This is a genomic window from Halovenus salina (genome assembly GCF_026410925.1).
In the GTDB taxonomy this organism is placed as follows: domain Archaea; phylum Halobacteriota; class Halobacteria; order Halobacteriales; family Haloarculaceae; genus Halovenus; species Halovenus salina.
The window spans coordinates 1,708,392-1,726,478 of sequence record NZ_CP112972.1 but is presented as its reverse complement, the minus strand read 5'-3'; the positions used below and the strand labels follow the sequence as shown (position 1 = coordinate 1,726,478).

General features: G+C 56.2%; 14 protein-coding genes. 10 read left to right on the top strand and 4 right to left on the bottom strand.

Annotation, left to right across the window (positions count from 1 at the left end; translation table 11 throughout):
• Positions 1 to 397 precede the first annotated feature (397 nt).
• The 5 genes from OSC37_RS08675 (at position 398) to OSC37_RS08655 (ending at position 5,680) form a co-directional block, all read left to right on the top strand.
• Complete coding sequence (locus OSC37_RS08675; protein WP_267161071.1) at positions 398 to 1,750, top strand: capsular polysaccharide export protein, LipB/KpsS family; 1,353 nt, start codon at positions 398 to 400, stop codon at positions 1,748 to 1,750.
• A gap of 1 nt (position 1,751) precedes the next feature.
• Positions 1,752 to 3,206 (top strand): lipopolysaccharide biosynthesis protein, encoded by a 1,455-nt coding sequence (locus OSC37_RS08670; protein ID WP_267161070.1) that lies wholly within the window; start codon positions 1,752 to 1,754, stop codon positions 3,204 to 3,206.
• A gap of 248 nt (positions 3,207 to 3,454) precedes the next feature.
• Positions 3,455 to 4,171 carry a cytidylyltransferase domain-containing protein gene (locus tag OSC37_RS08665; RefSeq protein WP_267161069.1) on the top strand — a complete coding sequence of 239 codons (717 nt, stop codon included), beginning with the start codon at positions 3,455 to 3,457 and terminating at the stop codon, positions 4,169 to 4,171.
• Entirely contained in the window at positions 4,171 to 5,169 is a 999-nt protein-coding gene (gene pseG / locus OSC37_RS08660; RefSeq protein WP_267161068.1) for a UDP-2,4-diacetamido-2,4,6-trideoxy-beta-L-altropyranose hydrolase, read from the top strand. Before OSC37_RS08665 ends, pseG begins: the two co-directional genes overlap by 1 nt.
• Before the next feature lie 49 nt (positions 5,170 to 5,218).
• On the top strand, positions 5,219 to 5,680 hold the full coding sequence (locus OSC37_RS08655; protein WP_267161067.1) for a GNAT family N-acetyltransferase: 462 nt from the start codon (positions 5,219 to 5,221) through the stop codon (positions 5,678 to 5,680).
• 27 nt (positions 5,681 to 5,707) lie between these two features.
• Here OSC37_RS08655 and OSC37_RS08650 read toward each other — a convergent pair whose 3' ends face one another.
• The 4 genes from OSC37_RS08650 to OSC37_RS08635 all read right to left on the bottom strand — a co-directional run bounded on the left by OSC37_RS08650 (position 5,708) and on the right by OSC37_RS08635 (position 9,985).
• Positions 5,708 to 6,763, bottom strand: a complete 1,056-nt coding sequence (locus tag OSC37_RS08650) for an N-acetylneuraminate synthase family protein (protein ID WP_267161066.1) — start codon at positions 6,761 to 6,763, stop codon at positions 5,708 to 5,710.
• A gap of 111 nt (positions 6,764 to 6,874) precedes the next feature.
• On the bottom strand, positions 6,875 to 8,062 hold the full coding sequence (locus OSC37_RS08645) for a DegT/DnrJ/EryC1/StrS family aminotransferase (protein WP_267161065.1): 1,188 nt from the start codon (positions 8,060 to 8,062) through the stop codon (positions 6,875 to 6,877).
• 1 nt (position 8,063) lies between these two features.
• Positions 8,064 to 9,014 (bottom strand): dTDP-glucose 4,6-dehydratase, encoded by a 951-nt coding sequence (locus tag OSC37_RS08640; protein ID WP_267161064.1) that lies wholly within the window; start codon positions 9,012 to 9,014, stop codon positions 8,064 to 8,066.
• Positions 9,011 to 9,985: a polysaccharide biosynthesis protein gene (locus OSC37_RS08635; protein WP_267161063.1), complete on the bottom strand. Its 975-nt coding sequence runs from the start codon at positions 9,983 to 9,985 to the stop codon at positions 9,011 to 9,013. Before OSC37_RS08635 ends, OSC37_RS08640 begins: the two co-directional genes overlap by 4 nt.
• Positions 9,986 to 10,219: 234 nt before the next feature.
• Here OSC37_RS08635 and OSC37_RS08630 point away from each other — a divergent pair, with 234 nt between their 5' ends.
• From OSC37_RS08630 to OSC37_RS08610, 5 genes are all read left to right on the top strand, one after another.
• Positions 10,220 to 12,634 carry a hypothetical protein gene (locus tag OSC37_RS08630; protein WP_267161062.1) on the top strand — a complete coding sequence of 805 codons (2,415 nt, stop codon included), beginning with the start codon at positions 10,220 to 10,222 and terminating at the stop codon, positions 12,632 to 12,634.
• A 194-nt stretch (positions 12,635 to 12,828) separates the two neighbouring features.
• Positions 12,829 to 13,029, top strand: coding sequence for a hypothetical protein (locus OSC37_RS08625; RefSeq protein ID WP_267161061.1), 201 nt, complete (start codon positions 12,829 to 12,831; stop codon positions 13,027 to 13,029).
• A gap of 4 nt (positions 13,030 to 13,033) precedes the next feature.
• Positions 13,034 to 13,246 (top strand): DUF8015 family protein, encoded by a 213-nt coding sequence (locus OSC37_RS08620; RefSeq protein ID WP_267161060.1) that lies wholly within the window; start codon positions 13,034 to 13,036, stop codon positions 13,244 to 13,246.
• Between the two features lie 41 nt (positions 13,247 to 13,287).
• Positions 13,288 to 14,112: an undecaprenyl-diphosphate phosphatase gene (locus OSC37_RS08615; protein ID WP_267161059.1), complete on the top strand. Its 825-nt coding sequence runs from the start codon at positions 13,288 to 13,290 to the stop codon at positions 14,110 to 14,112.
• A 332-nt stretch (positions 14,113 to 14,444) separates the two neighbouring features.
• Positions 14,445 to 17,999 (top strand): DUF7282 domain-containing protein, encoded by a 3,555-nt coding sequence (locus OSC37_RS08610; RefSeq protein WP_267161058.1) that lies wholly within the window; start codon positions 14,445 to 14,447, stop codon positions 17,997 to 17,999.
• The last annotated feature ends 88 nt before the right edge of the window (positions 18,000 to 18,087 follow it).

Genomic DNA, 18,087 nt, shown 5'->3' with positions numbered 1-18,087 from the left:
AAGCGCTCTCGACGAACCCCGACGACGTAAGCCGCGAGGCGGCACTGCCGCCTCGGCCCGTCCGAACGGCGCGTTGCGCCGTGAGGAGACACTGCAGGCCGCTTGCGGCCGAAGTCGTTCGAAAATCAAAGATTTTCGTGATGACGAAAGAGCTCCGCTCTTTCGAACCACGCGCAGCGAGGCGCGGGAGTCGAGAGTACCGAGGGCCTTCTCTGTCTCAATCGCCACTGAAATTCCTTATCTGAACACTACCGCATAACCCGACGATAATTCAGTTCAATACTGATAACCGATGGGGCTTTTATCAAAACGCATTTCATAGATTGCCGTGCGACTACATTGTATGGATTCAGTCCCTTCAGGTCGATTTATTCTCCCCCTTCACTCGAATTCGATAGTGGAGTTTCTGGACCTTGTCGGGGAGGAAATCCAAGAGAGAGGGGCTCTCCCGGTATACATTCCACAGAATAGGAACATCGCAGAGACGGCGGCGAAGACACTTTCCTCGGGACAGTATCGACGAGATTACTTGAACCACGAACCAACGACTGGGCTTAATGCACTCTGTGAGAAATACGGGATCGACAGTCCAAAACGGCTCGTGTTTCCACAGATGGTGTACGACAGAAGCTACGACTCACCGTCGGCACGACGGTACTGGTTGTCCGGTGTTGAATCCATGGATTACAAGTCATATCTTGACCTCCTGCACCGGACGCTTGATTTTCTCGATACTCTCTATGAGAACGGCGACGGCGGGATACCTCTCCAGTGGCAAGGTGCAGAGATTCTCCGTCGAGCACTTCAGCGGGTTGCTGATTACCACGACTATCCCTCTGTCCGAGCGTCTGTTTCACCACTCTCTGGAAAAATATTTTTACGATCAACGGAAGAGATGCAGTTTCCTTCCATTGAAGCAGCAACATACGAGGATATGACACAAGAGGAACGAGAATCTGCCCAAGAGCTACGAGAGACAGTCGCTGGCAACCGGAAGGCAGTGATTGAGTACCCTGGCCAACCGGAGACCCTCTTCGATAACATACAGCGAAAACTGCAACGGATTCGAGAGTACAAACACGAAATCGGACCCGTCGCAATCGACTGGCTTCGTCGGCGCGTCGCAAAGCGCGCCCTCGGAAAAATAAGTAAACAGTGGTACATGGACGAACAGTCCTCACGCGAACTCATCGAATCAACCCGGTATATCTTCTACCCACTTCACTACTTCCGAGAGTCACGCGTGACGATGCGGGCACCAGCGTTCTATAATCAACTGTGGCTGATTGAGTATCTTTCGCGCTCGCTCCCACTCGGTTACGAGTTGGTTGTCAAGGACCACCCCCAGCAACTGGGTGCACTCCCGCTGTCACATGTGCGGGCAATAAGCCGATACTCGAAGGCAATCGCACCGACCATCTCCGGACGGGACGTTATCACACACGCAGATGCGGTTGTCACACTGAATAACACAGTCGGGTACGAAGCGATAATGTACGGTAAACCGGTTCTCACGCTCGCCGATGCATTCTACAGCGACGGTGGGTACACCCACGACCTGAGAAATCCAGACGCCCTCCCGAGTGTACTCGACAACGCTGTAACGTCTGAGGGTCTGGCCGAGAAGGAAATCGCTGCGTTCGCCCATGGTGTTCGTGAATCGAGTTACGACGGATCGTGGGGCGATACCCGTCCGGAGAACGTGGAAACCTTTGCCGAGTCGATAACGGAGTACCTCGGAACCAGATAATATGGCAGAGAGCCGAAAAAAGTTCATAACGGATTTTCTTATCTCGACGCTACCGAAGTTGGTCAACAAACTCAGAGGAATCATCCTCATCCCAGTCGTGACGAAAATTATCGATTCAGGTGCCTACGGCTTGTGGACAAATTTTGCCATCGGCTTGACTCTTGTATCCAGCGTCGCGAGCCTGAGCCTCGGAGCAGCAACGAACAAATTGCTAGTGGATGCATCCGAAGAGCGGATTCGTGGCGAATTCTGGGCAATTATCGTTGTGACGTTCATCGTAGCAGTGATCGTCGGTGGGTTCATGATGCTCTTGCAGAATCCGATTGCGATAGTTGCGTTCGGCGGGAAAGAACAATCACACCTAGTCGTTATCCTTGCCGGTGTCCTCCTTTTCTCACTGTTTACGAGGCAGTCGACACAGTTTTATCGATCACAGCGGCGGATGACGGTGTTCGCGGGGGTGAAATCTGTCCGCTCAGTGGGTGAAATCCTGGTCATCATCGTGGCTGCTATTCGGTTCGAGTCTATTCTCGCGATATTTGTGGCGTATCTGCTTTTCCATGTCGTTCTTTCGATTGTCCTCGGTGGTTATGTCGTGGCTGACTTCGGGGTCGCCCGTCCAAATTTCGAACGTATCGACCACTATCTCCGATTTGGTGTTCCACTAATCGCGACTGGAATGATGTACTGGGTCGTGAACGTGAGTGACCGGTATCTAATCACGTATTTTCATAACGTTGATGTTACCGGTGGGTACGCGGTCGTATACGCGACCGCAAGCGGCCTGAGTATCGTCTCGCTGGCCATTGGGACAGTCCTGTTTCCGGACCTTGCGTCCCTACATGAGAACAACAACATCAAAGAGTACCGACGCCGACTGAGTAGTGTACTGGAATATTTTCTGATACTGAGCATTCCAGCAACCATCGGTCTGATTGTTATCGCAGACCCTCTCTTACGAGTCCTGAGTTCTACGACAGTTCAAGGGTATACAGACTTGATGTATCTGCTTGCGCCAGCAATGCTCGCGTACGGACTGTTCAATATACTTATTCAAACTCTTCTCTCGGATGGTCAATCACGCGGGTCTGCAGTACTGTGGACGGCGGTCGCAATTGTAAACATCGGAGCAAATTTTGTTCTGGTCCCAACCTATGCCGCAACAGGTGCATCAATATCGACTCTTGGAAGCCTCGTATTTGGTCTCGCTGTCGTAGTCGTATGGAAACGAAAGCGCTTCACAATCTCTCTGAGAGTCCTCAGCAAGGTCCTCATCGCGTCAGCACTGATGGGGGGCGCTGTCCGGGGAATTCAGCCAATTGTCCATACGCCTGCATTGGTCGGACTCCCAATCCTTGTGGCAACTGGCATTATTGTGTACGGAACTTTTGGCTTCCTGATGGGATTCCTCACGAAAGAGGACGTGTTATTCGTGAAAGAGGCTATCGCCTCCTGATTTAGGTCCGGTTGGTGACTCCTCTTCGGGCGCTATCACAGTCAACTGCCTCGGGGTCAAGTCGTTCGAGAAACGGAGACTTTTGTGAGTACGGAACGCTTTGACTTTCGGATGACCTCGAGGTATTCGACTTATAATTCGATAAACAAACGGGTCCACAGAAGAGGGACAGTATTTAATACAGATGCGCCATCTCATTTGTATCGAGCTAAATGAGCCACCACACAGTAGCAATAATTCAGGCACGAATGGGATCGACGCGACTTCCAGGCAAGGTCCTGCTTCCGCTCGGTGGCCGGTTCGAACTTGACCATGTCGTCGATAGAGTTCAATCCGCGACAAACATCGACACCGTCGTCGTTGCAACGTCGACAAAACAGGCAGACGACATCATCGAGTGGCACGCACAACAGACTGGTGTCGAGGTCTTCCGGGGAGACGAAGAGAACGTTCTCGACCGGATGTACCGTGCGGCCGAATCTGTGGATGCCGACGAAGTGGTTCGCATCACCGCAGATTGTCCGTTGCTCGACCCGGCGACTGTCGACGAGGTAATTGCACAACGACGCGACACTGGTGTCGAGTACGCGACGAATATCCTCGAACGGACGTTCCCGCGCGGACTCGATGTCGAGGTGTTCACCTTCGAGAGTTTCAACCGTGTCCACGAGCACGCACAGGACCCGGCGCATCTGGAACATGTCACACTCTATTATAGAGACAACCCAGACCAGTTCGAGTTCCACAGCGTGACAGCCGAAGAGACGTTTAGAAAGGGGTCTCCTCAGAACCGACCGAATCTCAGGCTCACATTAGACGAAGCCGCAGATTACAAACTTCTTCGCGCAGTGTTCGATGGCCTCGAATACGACCGAACGCCAGGATTTGCTGACGCCGTCGACTACATCGACGAGCACGGTCTGGCTGACATAAACACGACAGTTTCTCAGAAGAAACCAAAATAATGAAACTGGTAATCCGCGCTGACGGAGGCCCAGAGATTGGATACGGCCATCTGGTTCGGTCGGGTGCACTGGCTGGCGCACTGCTGAGTCAAGGTCACGACGTCACCTACGCCACGACGACACCAGAACATGTCAACGAGGTGTGTCCAAACGGCGTCGAAACCGCCTCACTTCCGTCTCGTGACAATCCAGAGCCGTTCGTCGAGTGGCTCGAAAAGACACAGCCAGATGCTGTGTTCACCGACTCTTATCCGGTCGATACCGAGTATCAGAGAGCAACTCGGGACCGAACAACGCTCGCAGTGCTTCAAGACGACGACAGACACGCAGTCTGTGCTGATATATTCACGAACGGGAACATCCATGCCACAGACATGGACTACGAGTACCATGGCTCGCCCCCAGAGGTGTATCTGGGCCCTGAGTACGTGCTCTTGCGTGAAGAGATTACGACACAGATGGCAGAGCAACCGCCGTGGCGAGACGTCCCGCAGTACGTCCTCGTGACGATGGGCGGAAGCGACATAGAGAAACGAACACCACACGTCATACGAGCGCTCGATAATCAAGACGTACACGTGGATGCAATTGTTGGGCCAGGATTCTCGGAAGCACAAGAGCAAACCGTCAGAGATGTCGCAGATGACGTGACGACGACAGTCTCTGTAGTTCGTGACCCAGAGGACCTTCCCGAGAGAATGTACCGGGCAGATTTTGCAATCACAACCGCCAGCAGTACCATCTACGAGTTGCTCGGCCTCGGGACGCCGATTATCTGTCTCCCCGTCGCGCCGAATCAGGAACAGATTACAGATGCACTTCGGGAACGCGATCTCGCTACGGTACTGGACCCAGACGCAGACACCGTGACGTTCAAAACAGCAATAGCGGAGTATATGACCAGTCCGGAGCGGCGTCGGGAACGGCGTTCCCGCGGTCGCACGCTTGTCGACGGCCGTGGAGCGGCCCGAGTCGCAGACGTGATCAGTGCTAACTAATTTCCTGTTCCGCAAATCTATTATTGCTGACGGGAGAAGGAAAGAAAGAGTGAAAATAGAATTCCGACCAGCGACAGCGGATGATTTAGAATTACTGCTCGCATGGCGGTCACATCCCGAAGTATATCACCACTTCTCGGAACAAGACGAACCACTCGTCTGGGAGAATCATCTCGAATGGTGGCAGTCGCGAGAGAATCGGCGCGACTGGATAATTGTCATCAACACCGCTGAGCAATGGCGTGATGTAGGCTCAGTCTCTGTGGCCGATCTCGAAACAGAGACACCAGAGGTTGGTGTGTATGTCGGTGAAATCACATCGTGGGGGAACGGTATCGCAACGGACGCACTGAACTTTATTACTGATTGGCTGCGAGAACAAAACTACGCTGAAGCAAGAGCCAAAATTGCCAAAGATAACGAGGCGTCACAGAACCTCTTCGAGAAAGTAGGATTCGAAAGGATTAGTTCGACAGAAGAAAGCGAGGGCGAGTATCTCATCGATTTATAACAGGTACTCAGGCGAGAGAGTAACAGATCACTCGTCCATCGAGATATCGTCCCACGAGATGCCATCATTTTCGCCGAGCGCAGTTGTGGCAGTCGTACCGAGAATCTCGTGGTAAAACTTGGGTTTGAGTCCGGGCTCGCGCTTGCCCGACCGGAGCACGGCGATGTTTTCCTCGGTTATGATCTCGCCCTCGTTGATGTCACGCGCCGCGTGGATTCGTCGTCTTGCGATGTCGTGTAGCTCCTGTTCTACCTCTATCACTTCCTTGTGCCCGGTCCCGAGAACAGATTCGGTCTTCCGTATCGCATCGACCATCACATCGAGTTCGTCGGGTTCGAGCGCGAACTGGTGGTCCGGGCCTTCCATCGATTTGTCGAGAGTGAAATGTTTCTCGACGACCGACGCGCCGAGTGTAACCGCCGTACTCGGTGCAGTCGTCGGGTCGAGTGTGTGATCGGATAAGCCAGTTGGCACACCAAACTCCTCCCGAAGTGTTTCGACGACACGGACGTTGATCAACTCTAGTGGCGTCGGATACGCCGCGACACACTGCAACAGGACCAACTCGTCGAATCCGACGCTGTCGAGTGTGTCGACAGACTCGGCCACCTCAGCCATTTCGTGTGCACCGGTAGACATGATTATTGGCTTGTCCATGCTGGCGAGGTGTTCCAGAAACGGGTGATGAGACATGGTGTACGACGCAATCTTGAATGCCGGGACATACGCTTCGAGCTCGTCGGCCGAGCGCTCGTCAAACGGCGTCGACATGAAGCAGACACCCTGCTCTTTGCAGTACTCGTACAGCTCCGGTATCCACTCGTAGGGCATCTCCATGTCCTCGATAATCTCGTAGAGCGAGCGCTCGTCTTCGAGATACTCCGCCTCGCCGCTTTCCTCGACGTACATATCCTCGGCGCGGAACGTCTGGAACTTCACCGCGTCTGCACCCGCATCAGCGGCGACATCTATCAACTCTTTTGCAGTCTCTATGTCTCCGTTGTGATTCGAGCCCGCCTCGGCAATCACAAATGTCGGCTCATCCGGGCCAATCGGATGGTCTCCGATAGAGAAGTCTGACATAGCAGATACCATCAATCACAACAGGATAAATGCTTCTGACTCACGAACGACATTCTGTAACAGACAGGTGTCTTTCCAGAGCCGTCCTCCCCGTGCTGGCTCCGAGACGCGCTAGTTCCAGTGGGCGTGCAGTCGCTCAACAGCCCGCACAACATCGTCGATGTCGTCGTCGCTCATCTCCGCGTGGAGTGGAAGGCTCACTACGCCCTCGTAGACGCGTTCGGTCTCGGGGAACATGCCCTCGGTATAGCCGTACTCCTCCTGGAAGAACGGATGGTAATACAGTGGCACATAGTGAACCTGTACGCCGATGTTCTCAGCGTGCATCGCGTTGACAAACTCCTCGCGATCACAGCCAAACTCCTCGCGAACTTCAACCGCATAGAGATGATACATCGGGTCTGCCTCGACCGGCTCTGGCGGCGTCCGGAGGCCTGGAATATCGGCAAATGCCTCGTCGTAGCGGGCAGCAATTTCGTCACGTCGCTGTTTGAACTCATCCAGCCGATCGAGCTGGGCGAGTCCTAGGGCAGCCTGCATATCTGTCACGTTGTAGTTGTATCCAATGCCTTCGGTCACCTGATACCAGGGCTCGGATTCGTGGCCCGCTGGGTCGTAGTCCATATCGAACGACCGCAACTGTCGCAGCCGCTCTGCGAGGTCGTCGTCGTCGGTAACGACCATCCCGCCCTCGCCCGTGGTGATGTTTTTGACTGGATGGAAGCTGAAAATCGCCATATCCCGCTGTGCGCCAATCGCCTCATCACGCCAGGTCCCCCCGAACGCGTGACAGGCATCCCAGATAACAGTCAGGTCGTGCTCGTCTGCAACGTCGAGCAGTCCCTCGATATCTGCGGGATGGCCCGCATAGTGCATCGGAATAATCCCAGCAGTGTCTTCGGTGATCTGCTCACGCACTGCATCGGGATCGAGTGTCCGCCGGTGTGGGTCGATATCTGCTAGCACTGGCTCTGCGCCACAGTAGGTCGCCGCGTGAGATGTCGACGCGAAGGTGAGCGGTGTCGTAATCACCTCGTCCCCCGCCTCGAACCCAGCGGCTCGGCCTGTGAGGTGTAACGCAGTTGTGCCTGAAGTTGTTGCGACAGCGTGCTCGACGCCGACCAAATCGGCAACACGTCGTTCGAACTCGTCGACTGTCGGGCCACGAGTGATGTAATCTCCTTCGAGCGCCTCGACAACCGCTTCTTTCTCGTGGTCCGTGATACTCTGGCTTCCGTAGCCGAGGACCTCCTCACGGACTGGGTCGCCGCGGTAGTGTGCCGGTTGCTTCCCTGGCATCTTACTGTTCGTCTCTTCTTTGCATCCAGTCGCGTAAACGACTGACGCCCTCTTCGAGAGTGACCTCGGGCTCCCAGTCGAGCAGGTCCCTTGCTTTCGTCGGGTCACACTGTAACTTCTGGACCTCACTCTGGGGGTGGTGATGCTCGACGTGGGTGATCTCTGTCTGGTCAGTTGCGATCAGCTCCGCGAGTTCGTTGATCGAGATATCCGACCCGGTCCCCGCATTGAGCACCTCGCCGACGGCAGCCTCAGAGAAAGTTCCATCGACGACGAAGCGGGCACAGTCAGTTGCGTACAGCAGGTCGCGTGTCTGTGTTCCGTCGCCGAAGATTTTCAGCGGCTCTCCCTGCAGGTCACGGTTGGTAAAGATAGAGACAACACCGCCCGCCATGCCGGTCTTCTGGTGGGGGCCGTACGTGTTGAACGGTCGGAGAATCGTCACCGGCAACCCGTAGCCGTGATAGTAGCTCTCGGCGAGATTCTCTGCGGCGAGTTTGCTCCCGGCGTACGGAGATGCCGGCTTCACCGGATGTGTCTCGTCGATGCCTGTCTCGGAGTCCGCCATGTCGTAGACCATACATGTGCCAACAAGGCCAAGTCTCGTCTCCGTCCGCCGGCACGCTTCGAGTACCCGCTCGGTCCCTGTCACGTTCGTCTCGAAGTGTCGCCGTGGGTCGTCGAGACTCTCCTGCACGTCGATTTCTGCAGCGAGGTGGAAGCAAGCTGTAACGTCTTCGTCGAACACCGCCTCGACAGTCTCCCGGTCAGTGACATCGCCGGTGACGAGTTCGAACCCTGGATTCGAATCGAACGCTGCAACGTTCCGTCGTGACCCATTCGAGAGGTCGTCGAGTCCCCGAACCGTGTAGTCACGCGCTAACAGCTCTTTGACGACCCATCTGCCGATGAATCCGGCTGCACCGGTGACGACGACAGTATCGTCAGTCATCGTGCAATCCCCTCCTCGAACTCAGTTCTGAGCAGTTCCAGAATCGCATCCTGTTCGAGTTGCTCTGCGTTGTGTGACGAGAGTACAACGTCATCGACATCGTCGAACCCATCGATGCCATCATGCGAAAGGTAGCCATTTTCGCCGGCCTGCTCCGGGGTGACAGCGTACAGTGATTCGTTTTCGACTGTTCGTGTTACTTCCCGCTCGGTGAGGATTTTCTCGTCGAACGTCTCGCCGACACGCCTCCCGGTCATCTCAATCTCGATATCGGACGGGTCGTAGCCGGCCTTCGGCGCAAACGCTTGAATCATGGCCTCTGCAAGGTCCTCGATTCGGACGGCATCCATCTTGCGGACGAAGACTTCGCCGCCCGCTGTGTATTTCATCGCGTTGGTAACGAGTCCTGCAACATCATCGTAGGTGAGGAAAAACCGTGTCATCCGACGGTCTGTCAGCGTAATCGGTCCGCCGTTTTCAATCTGCTCTCTGAACACTGGGATGACAGATTGCGACGAGTTGATGACGTTCCCGAACCGGACAGAACAGAGCTGAATGTCCTGTCGGCCGCTGTATTTGTTTGCAGCGGTGACCAGCTTCTCGCCGAGCAGTTTCGTCGTCCCCATGGTGTTTGCAGGATTGACTGCCTTGTCGCTGCTGGTAAAGACAAACTGCTCGACCGTTGCATCTATCGAGGCGTCGATGAGGTTCTGTAACCCCACGACGTTTGTTTTTACGGCCTCGAACGGATTGTACTCGCAGACATCGACGTGTTTCATCGCGGCAGTGTGAATTACAGTATCGATATCATCGACTGCCCGAACGAGACGGTCCTTGTCGCGGATGTTTCCGGCCAGGAACCGACAGCGGTCGTCGTCAAGTTCGTCCTTGAGTGCCGCAAGTCCCGGTTCGCTTTGATCGAAAACTCGAATAACGTTTGGATTACGATTCAGAAGTCGGCGTACTAACACTCGACCGACTGAGCCTGTTCCTCCCGTCACCAAAACGTTGTTACCCGCAATCATTAGTAAATTCTGTTGCCCGGTACAAAAATACGTTTATATCCGTTTATCTGCTTTTGTATTGAATCCCGTTCTGTGTGTTGACAACTGTTGTCTATCCGTCTTTTATTATCTCCTTTCGATATTGACACCACCAACCTTCGAGCGAAACCACTATACTCGCGCCGGTCATGAGTCCGAGCAATGACACCGGAGCGTGTCAAAGAAGCGACGCGTTCGTTTCTCTCCGAGTATCCTGATCTCGAGAACAGTGTTGAAGCTCTTCTCGAACAGCAACACCAAACCGGCTCTTGGACATTCGCTGATGCGCCACTCGATTCTGGGCAATTCGGCGAACTTGTCTCACGCGAATTCGTTGAACAGACCGAGGATGGTGAGTATCGATTCGTTGATTCTGTTGTCATCGAAACCACTCTCTCAAGAGATACCACAGCCACATCGACGACCACAGCGGACGCAACTTCGGTCGACCTGTCGATTCCAACTATCGACCTGGGCGCGATTGGAACCCTCGTCGGGTCGCTTGTGGTTATCGTTGCAGTAAGGCTGATGTACTTCGAGTCAGTCTTCCGGGGCGAATACGTCGTCTCCCCAGCGAACGATCCATACTTTTATCGGTACTGGCAGGAGCGGCTGCTTGAGCAGTCTACCGGACTGACTGACTTTGGGATGCTTGGGACTGTCGGTGATCTAACACGCCGTCGCCCACTGACACACGCGTTTAACTGGTGGTTCACTGAACTGCTTGGCGGGACACCCGACGCGGCCAGCATGGTTGCAGCCTGGCTGCCTATCGTGGCGTCAGTTTTCCTCGCGATTGTCCTCTACTCCCTTGTCGTCACGCTGAGTATGGACCACCGGATTGCAGTAGCGACACTCCTCTTTCTTGCGCTAACCCCTGTTCACACCATCTACACTAGCCTTGGGTTCCTTGAACACCGCACATATCAGTATTTCTGGCTCACTGCGCTGGTATTCGCGCTAGTCTGGCTTGCGGTCGATTTCAAGCGACGTCGCCAGCGAAACAGCCCATCGGCTGATAACAGTGTGAGTAATACTCAAGGAGATTGGAACGCCGCAGTTAATCATATTCGCGCTCCTCGCACATGGGCTGTAACCGCTCTCCTCGCCCTTGCAGTTGCTGCGTCCGTGCATGCATGGGGGGGGTCACCGCTGACGTTCATTCCCGTCGCGCTGTATCTCGGAAGTCGTGTTGTCGTCGATGTGGCTAAAGATGTTCCGCCATGGCTCACCAATATTCCGGTGCTAGTCGGGCTCGGGGCTGGAACTTTGCTTGCTGCGTTCGCGCATTTCCAATTCGGCTGGCACCAGTTTATTGCCGTGGCGGCCCCTGCTCTGGTCACCGTTGGCGCTATTGGACTTGTCGGTTTTGCGACGATTTGGCGACATTTGAACCTTCCGCCGAACCGATTACTGATCGCCGAGGGCGTGGTCGCTGTCGTCGGTGGTTTGGCCTTCCGTCTGTCTCGTCCGGAGAGTGTCAACAAACTTCAGGGACGGGCTAGTGACCTCTTCGGCCGCGAAGGTATTACCGAAGCCACGTCGTTGTTCTCCATAGACCAGGGCATTATCTTAAAACCATTGGCGCAGATTGGGTTTGGATTCTATCTCGGGCTAGCTGCGCTCGTGCTTGTAACCTGGCACGTCGCCCGGCGATACGAGCCAGACTGGCTGGTGCTGGTCTGTTTCGCCTGGTCGTATCTGCTTCTTGCCGGTCTTCAGGTCCGGTTCGCGGCACAATTGTCTCTTTTTATCGCGATTTTTGCAGGCGTCGCACTCATCTATCTCCTCGCTGCAGTCGATCTCGCGCGAACTCCCACTCTATTTGAGATAGATGACACCACAAACCTAGAGATACCATCATTTCCTGAGCGACGACAAACTGGATACCTCGTTGCAGTGGTCGGGTTCGTACTTCTATTGAACCTCATTTTCGTCCCCACATTGCTCGGACAAATTCAACACAGCGATGGCCAGTTCGAGGCGGCGACGGCTATCGCTGCACATAATGAATCGACCACTCCCAGCCACTCTAACCTCGTCCTCAGCCAGTGGGGTGACAATCGTATGTACAACTACTTCGTCGGTTGGGACTCACCGAGTTATAGCTATGCGCAGAACTTTCATGAACGATTTATAACCGGTGAGCAACCAGATAGTCAATACGACCAATTCTTGGGTCGTGTGGGATATGTCGTCCTGCTGGACCAGGATCTTCCGACAGGGACGACACATTCCAAACTCTTCGAAAAACTCGGTGCTGGCAACAATTCTGTTGCGCACTTTCAACTAATATATTCGTCACCTGATGTTCGAACGTTCGCCGTCGTACCGGGCGCAGTAGTCCAGGTCCAAACCAGCCCAGGTGCAAACGTGACTGCCAAAACGACTGTCGAGACTGCCGGCGAACAGTTCACATACCGCCGGACAACGACGGCTAATGATACAGGTACCGCAACGATCCGAGTTGCGTATCCCGGTAAGTACACTGTCGGTAGTGAAACTGTAACTGTCGCCAGGGAAGCGGTTTACGAGGGAGCAACGGTATCGGTGTCATCAGAAGACGATGGAACGTAGTATGGAAAATCTCGCCATACCAGTCGTTTCTGGTGAGACGAACAGGGGAGCCTGCCTGGCCGAATGTTCCTGAGTCTGTGACCAGTATCTGTCGAGAGACTGTCGTTTGTTCTCCAGAATTAATTTCTATTACTTGACGCTCCGTTAATTATATATAATTAGTCTTTATATAACAGGACAACCACACCACCAACATGAGCGAATACACGACGATCTCGCTACGCAAGGAGTTCGTTGCGGATGTCGAGGAGTACATCGAGGACGAGCCCTTCGACTCGGTAAAGGAGTTCATGAAACACCTGGTTATCCGTGAGATGGAGTCGGAGGAGGAAATTTCGACGGCTGAGGCCCGTCAGATTGCACAGAAACTCAGAGATTTGGGGTATATGGAGTGAATCCATGAGTGCCGACACCTTGGCAACCCGCGTTTCACGCTCCCGAGCAGATTACATTCTTTTCTCACTGCCGGTGCTCTTCGTGGGCACCTACGGGATGACTCGTTGGGCCGTCAGCGCAGGCGCACACGCGCTCGCGGCCGCGGGCCTGGTCTGTTGTTTAATCGTCGTCGACGGGTTGTTCATCCATCCGCCGGTCGAGTACGACGAGAACTAACTCGCAAGCTAATTACCGCCGGGATACGGACCGTCTACCGAATGAGTTGGGTCGATCTCGCGATAGCAATTCTGGCCGGCATCGTCCAGGGTGTTGTCGAGTGGCTGCCCGTCTCCAGCCAGGGGAACCTTGCCCTCTTTTTGACGACGGTCGGAACCGACCCGGATATTGCCCTGCAGCTGGCGCTGTTCCTGCAGGTCGGGACGACTCTTTCCGCAGCCACGTACTTCCGGTCTGATATTGCTGACGTTGCCCAGACTCTCCGTGGGTGGCAAGGCGAGCCGAACGAGACCGGACAGCGTGCATTGGTCGTCTACCTTATCGTCGCGTGCGCGATGACCGGTCTCGTCGGAATCCCGCTGTATATTTTCGCTGTCGACGTGGCGAGCGAACTCACGGGAGGTGTATTCGTCGCCGTCATCGGTGTGTTGCTCGTTGCTACCGGCGTGTTTCAACTGCGTGCGGAATCCACCGAGGGTGCTCGACGCGAGGAGCCGACGGTGCGTGACTCGGTGCTGGTCGGGGCCGCCCAGGGACTTGCTATCTTGCCTGGGATTTCGCGGTCGGGCATGACCAGTAGTGTGTTGCTGTTCCGGCGATACGACCCGCCGGAGGCGTTTCGGCTCTCCTTTCTGTTGTCGATTCCCGCAGCACTGGGGGCCGCAGTCCTGACTCTCGTCGGCGCTGGCGGACTCCCCGGTATCAGCCCGACTGCCGCAGCCGCGGCCCTTGCGGTGAGCGCGCTGGTCGGCTATCTCGCTATTGACGCCATCATGCGGGTCGTCGACAGGGTCCCGTTCTGGACGGTCTGTTTCGGCCTCGGGGGCGTCGCTATTCTTGGGGGCGTGCTCGCCTTTCTTTCCTGATATTCCCGGCGCGCACGAGCGAACCGCCAGCTGCTCTACCACAAAGCTTATTATATATTGTCGGATTCGCGGAAGACACGCGTCAGACAGTTGATTGGTGTGGCTGTTTCGACACGCAGAGGCCGTGAAACGGCCGAATCTGACCGTGGGTATGTATATCATCCTACGTACCGGACCACAAAACATTTATAACAGCCGGTAGTGCATTCCGTTGTACCCCTGCCCATGGTGTGTGCAGCGAGTAACCCGGCGCTGGAATCCGGCACGCAGGTCGGCAACGACGATTCCCGGTCGAAAGCTGGGCACACCGGACGCAAACAACACAACAAAACATGACAGACACAACAGAGAAATTACGCGCAGTATTCCTCGCTGCGATCATGGTGCTTTCGGTAGTTGCCATGACCGCATCCTTTAGCGGGGCAGTCGCTGCGCAGAATGCAGACATCGATCAAGGTGTCTCCGACATCTCGATCGCGAGTGGCCAAAGTACGATAATTGATGAAAACGTTGACGGTGTTCTTCAAAGCAACAACATCGGAACCATTACACAGACGGTTGAGGTAGACCTCACCGCTGAGAACGGTGTGTTCGATGAGAGCAACGACTTCACCGTCAATATCCAGGACTCGCTCGAAAGCGGTGTGAGCGTCAGTTACGTTTCCGGGAGCGACTCGGGAACAGGCTTTGCCTCTGGTGTCAACAGCGTTAGCGTCACCGAGTCGAACGGCGATACGCTGCTGAATGTCAACTGGGCTGGCTCTGTCAGCGACAGTGACAATGGCACTACGGAAACCGTTCAGTTCGATGTGCAGCTCAGCGCCGATGTCACCGCGTCGAGCTGGAACACCATCGACGATGACACCGACCTCAGTGGCGGGATCGTCGACCACGTCGCCAGTGACGAGTTCGGCAACACTGCGTCGGCCAGCTACCGCGCTGTCGAAGCCGGTACGTCCGCCGCGAGCCAGACGAGCGTGACTGGCGACCGGCAGACGAGCACCATCGTCGACAACTTCAACCCGAGCGCCGGTGACGAGTACCTCCGTGTCTTCGAAGGCGAGACGCTGACCGTCGACGCTAACAACGACCGGGAGGTCCTCAAGCTCCGCGAGTTCACTGAAGGCGATGCTAGCGGTGACCCGATTGAACTCGGCGACACTGCCGTGCGGACCGGTACAACGCCCGGTCAGGCCGCGAACATCGATACGTCTGGCCTGGACGAGGGACTGTACGTCCTACAGTTCGGTGACGACAGCAGCAACCTCGTCGTCGTGGACGTCCAACCGCTTGGCCTCTCGGCTGAGTTCGCAGAGAACGAAACCAACCTCAACGAGGATGCCACGGTGAACGTCAACACCGACGACCTCACCGGTAGTTCGGTCTTCGTCGGCGTCTGGGAAGGTGAGTATGACCCCACCGAGAGCTCGATAGCATCCGACACAGTGGAACTGGACGGCTCCGGTGACGCGACTGTGGACTTCTCGACGGGTGACGGCGAGGACATCACTGACGACGGTGATTATCAGGCCGTCGTCCAGCACGTCCCCTCGGAGGTCTCTGTACTGACCGGTACGCTGCAGATCGGTGACCCGGTCGATACGACCGCGTCGATCAACGCACCAACGACGGACAGCGAGTACGTCCGCGGTGACATCGTCCCGATCGAGATCGACCTGCAGGGTACTGACACGGCGACAATGACCTTCGGCGCAGAAGCCGAGGGCCAGAACGTTGAAGTCAACGCCACCCTCGTCGACGACGACGGTGACGGAACGGTGACGGCTTACCTGAACACGTTCCAGATCGGTTCGTCGGCTCGTGACCACGGTATCGTCACGGGCGAGGACACCTCGCTAGAGAGTAGCGTTACCAGCCAAACGGCCGCCGACCTTGGCGGTGCATTCGACGGCACCGGCGGTGACGGCGGTGCAGTTCTCGCATCCGGTAGCTACGACCTGACGGTCGTCACCGGTAGCCAGATGTACAGAGCAGCAGACGGCCTCGACGCACGTACGAAGGTTCGTCTGAACGAACGCAACACCGAGGGCTTCCAGCAGTGGACCGCTCCCGATGGTGTCGCATCTGACCTCGAGACGGTCGACGACATCGCCACGGCAGTCGAGGACGAACTCGTCACGCCGGCTGATGGCGCTGTCGCCGACGGCGACCTCTTGATCGTCGAGATGCAGTCCTCCGGCCTCGAGGGCCTCCTCCACGAGGCGCTCGTGACGGACAATGAGGGTAGCTACGGTAACGCAGGCCAGGGCGACTTCTTCGACGCAGCAGAGACGCTCCTGTTCGACCGTGAAGACGACCACGATGTCTCGACCGCATTCTCGGCAGCGTCGCAGGTCGCTACCCGCCAGAATGCGGCCGAACACCCATTCCTGATTGGTAGTGGAACCACGCCGCTTCTCGTCCAGCTCTTCTCGGCTGGCGACGCGGACGCTAACACCGGTGGATCCGCTTCCGTCCTCGTAACTGATCCGGACACCGTCCTTGCCGGCACTGACAACGACGGGAACCTCGAGACGTACTACTTCCCGCAGAACATCGGTAACGGATTCGAGACGGACACCGACTACAGCACGTTCTATCAGGTCCAGTCAGTGACCGAGGAGACGTCACTCGGCACGAACACGGACTTCATCAGCGGTGAGTACCGGTTCGAGGTTGACTCTAGCGGTAACAACGTCAAGGTCTTCGACCCTGACGAAGGTGCCACCAGCAGCCTCACCGTCGAAGAGGAATCTGCAACGATTGACTTCGAAGGTGACCAAGTGAACGTTCCGCAGCAAGACGGCGTCCAGGTCAGCGGTACGACGACGCTCGCTGCCGGAACGGAACTGACCATCGAAATGGTCACGGCCTCCGGTGAGGATGACGCCTTCGTCAAGACGCCGACGACAACCGTCGAGTACGTCGAAGGCGGCGCCAACACCTGGTCCGTGACTGAAGACTTCGGTGACGAATCGGCCGGCACTGAGTTCGATGTCCGCGTCACTGGACCCGACAGCAACACTCCGCTGACGGCGAACGAGGAGACGGTGCCTGGTGTCGTTACCGCACCGCCTGCTGTTGACGAGTTCACGTTCTCGGACCAGCGCTCCGGTGGCGCTTCCGTGACTGTTGACACGTTCAACACCACGCAGGGTGGCTTCATCGCCATCCAGAACGCCGACGGCGAACGCCTCGGCACAAGCAGCGACCTCGCTACTGGTGAGCAGACCCGCGTCGCAGTCTCCCTCGACGAGGATGTCGAGGAGAACCAGGAACTGACCGCAGTTGCCTACCGCGCTGAAGGCGCACCGTACACCGACGATGACGGTAACGCCATCACGCGCACCGCACAGGTGACGGTCGAGGACGCAGACCCCGCTGACTTCCAGGTCAGCGACCTGTCGCCCCAGAACGCTGAACTCGACGAGCCCGGTACAGCCGTCGAGGTCAGCGCGACGGTCACCAACGACGGTGACGAGGAGGCAACCCAGGACGTCGAACTCCGCATCGACGGTCAGACGCTCAACACGCAGTCCGTCACCCTGGCGGGCGGCGAGTCGACGACGGTGACCTTCGAAGCGGACACCGGCTCACTCGAGTTCGGCACGACGTACGTCCACAGCATTGCGACTGCGGACGACGACACTTCCGGTGCGCTGACCATCGGTCCGGAGTCGACGCCCGAACCGACGCCGACGGCAACGGAGGAGCCCGAGCCGACGGCAACGGAGGAGCCCGAGCCGACGGCAACCGAGGAGCCTGAAGACACGGAGACGGACACTGATGACAGCGACGGTGACGGAGCTGGCTTCGGTGTTGTCGTGGCACTGCTGGCGTTCCTCGGTGCTGCGCTCCTGGCTGTCCGCCGCCAGACTCGCGAATAACTAACTAACCACCGGATTCTATCCGGTTTGTCGACACGTTCCATTTCTTTTGGCGCTTCTCGACGAGTGGCAACGCTTGCGCTCGTCG

What these genes read in the sequence shown, in the direction of transcription:
- OSC37_RS08670 (WP_267161070.1), top strand. Translation starts at nt 1,752, where the DNA reads ATGGCAGAGAGCCGAAAAAAGTTCATAACGGATTTTCTTATCTCGACG.
- OSC37_RS08665 (WP_267161069.1), top strand. Translation starts at nt 3,455, where the DNA reads ATGGGATCGACGCGACTTCCAGGCAAGGTCCTGCTTCCGCTCGGTGGC.
- pseG (WP_267161068.1), top strand. Translation starts at nt 4,171, where the DNA reads ATGAAACTGGTAATCCGCGCTGACGGAGGCCCAGAGATTGGATACGGC.
- OSC37_RS08650 (WP_267161066.1), bottom strand. Translation starts at nt 6,763, where the DNA reads ATGTCAGACTTCTCTATCGGAGACCATCCGATTGGCCCGGATGAGCCG.
- OSC37_RS08645 (WP_267161065.1), bottom strand. Translation starts at nt 8,062, where the DNA reads ATGCCAGGGAAGCAACCGGCACACTACCGCGGCGACCCAGTCCGTGAG.
- OSC37_RS08640 (WP_267161064.1), bottom strand. Translation starts at nt 9,014, where the DNA reads ATGACTGACGATACTGTCGTCGTCACCGGTGCAGCCGGATTCATCGGC.
- OSC37_RS08630 (WP_267161062.1), top strand. Translation starts at nt 10,220, where the DNA reads ATGACACCGGAGCGTGTCAAAGAAGCGACGCGTTCGTTTCTCTCCGAG.
- OSC37_RS08625 (WP_267161061.1), top strand. Translation starts at nt 12,829, where the DNA reads ATGAGCGAATACACGACGATCTCGCTACGCAAGGAGTTCGTTGCGGAT.
- OSC37_RS08620 (WP_267161060.1), top strand. Translation starts at nt 13,034, where the DNA reads ATGAGTGCCGACACCTTGGCAACCCGCGTTTCACGCTCCCGAGCAGAT.
- OSC37_RS08615 (WP_267161059.1), top strand. Translation starts at nt 13,288, where the DNA reads ATGAGTTGGGTCGATCTCGCGATAGCAATTCTGGCCGGCATCGTCCAG.
- OSC37_RS08610 (WP_267161058.1), top strand. Translation starts at nt 14,445, where the DNA reads ATGACAGACACAACAGAGAAATTACGCGCAGTATTCCTCGCTGCGATC.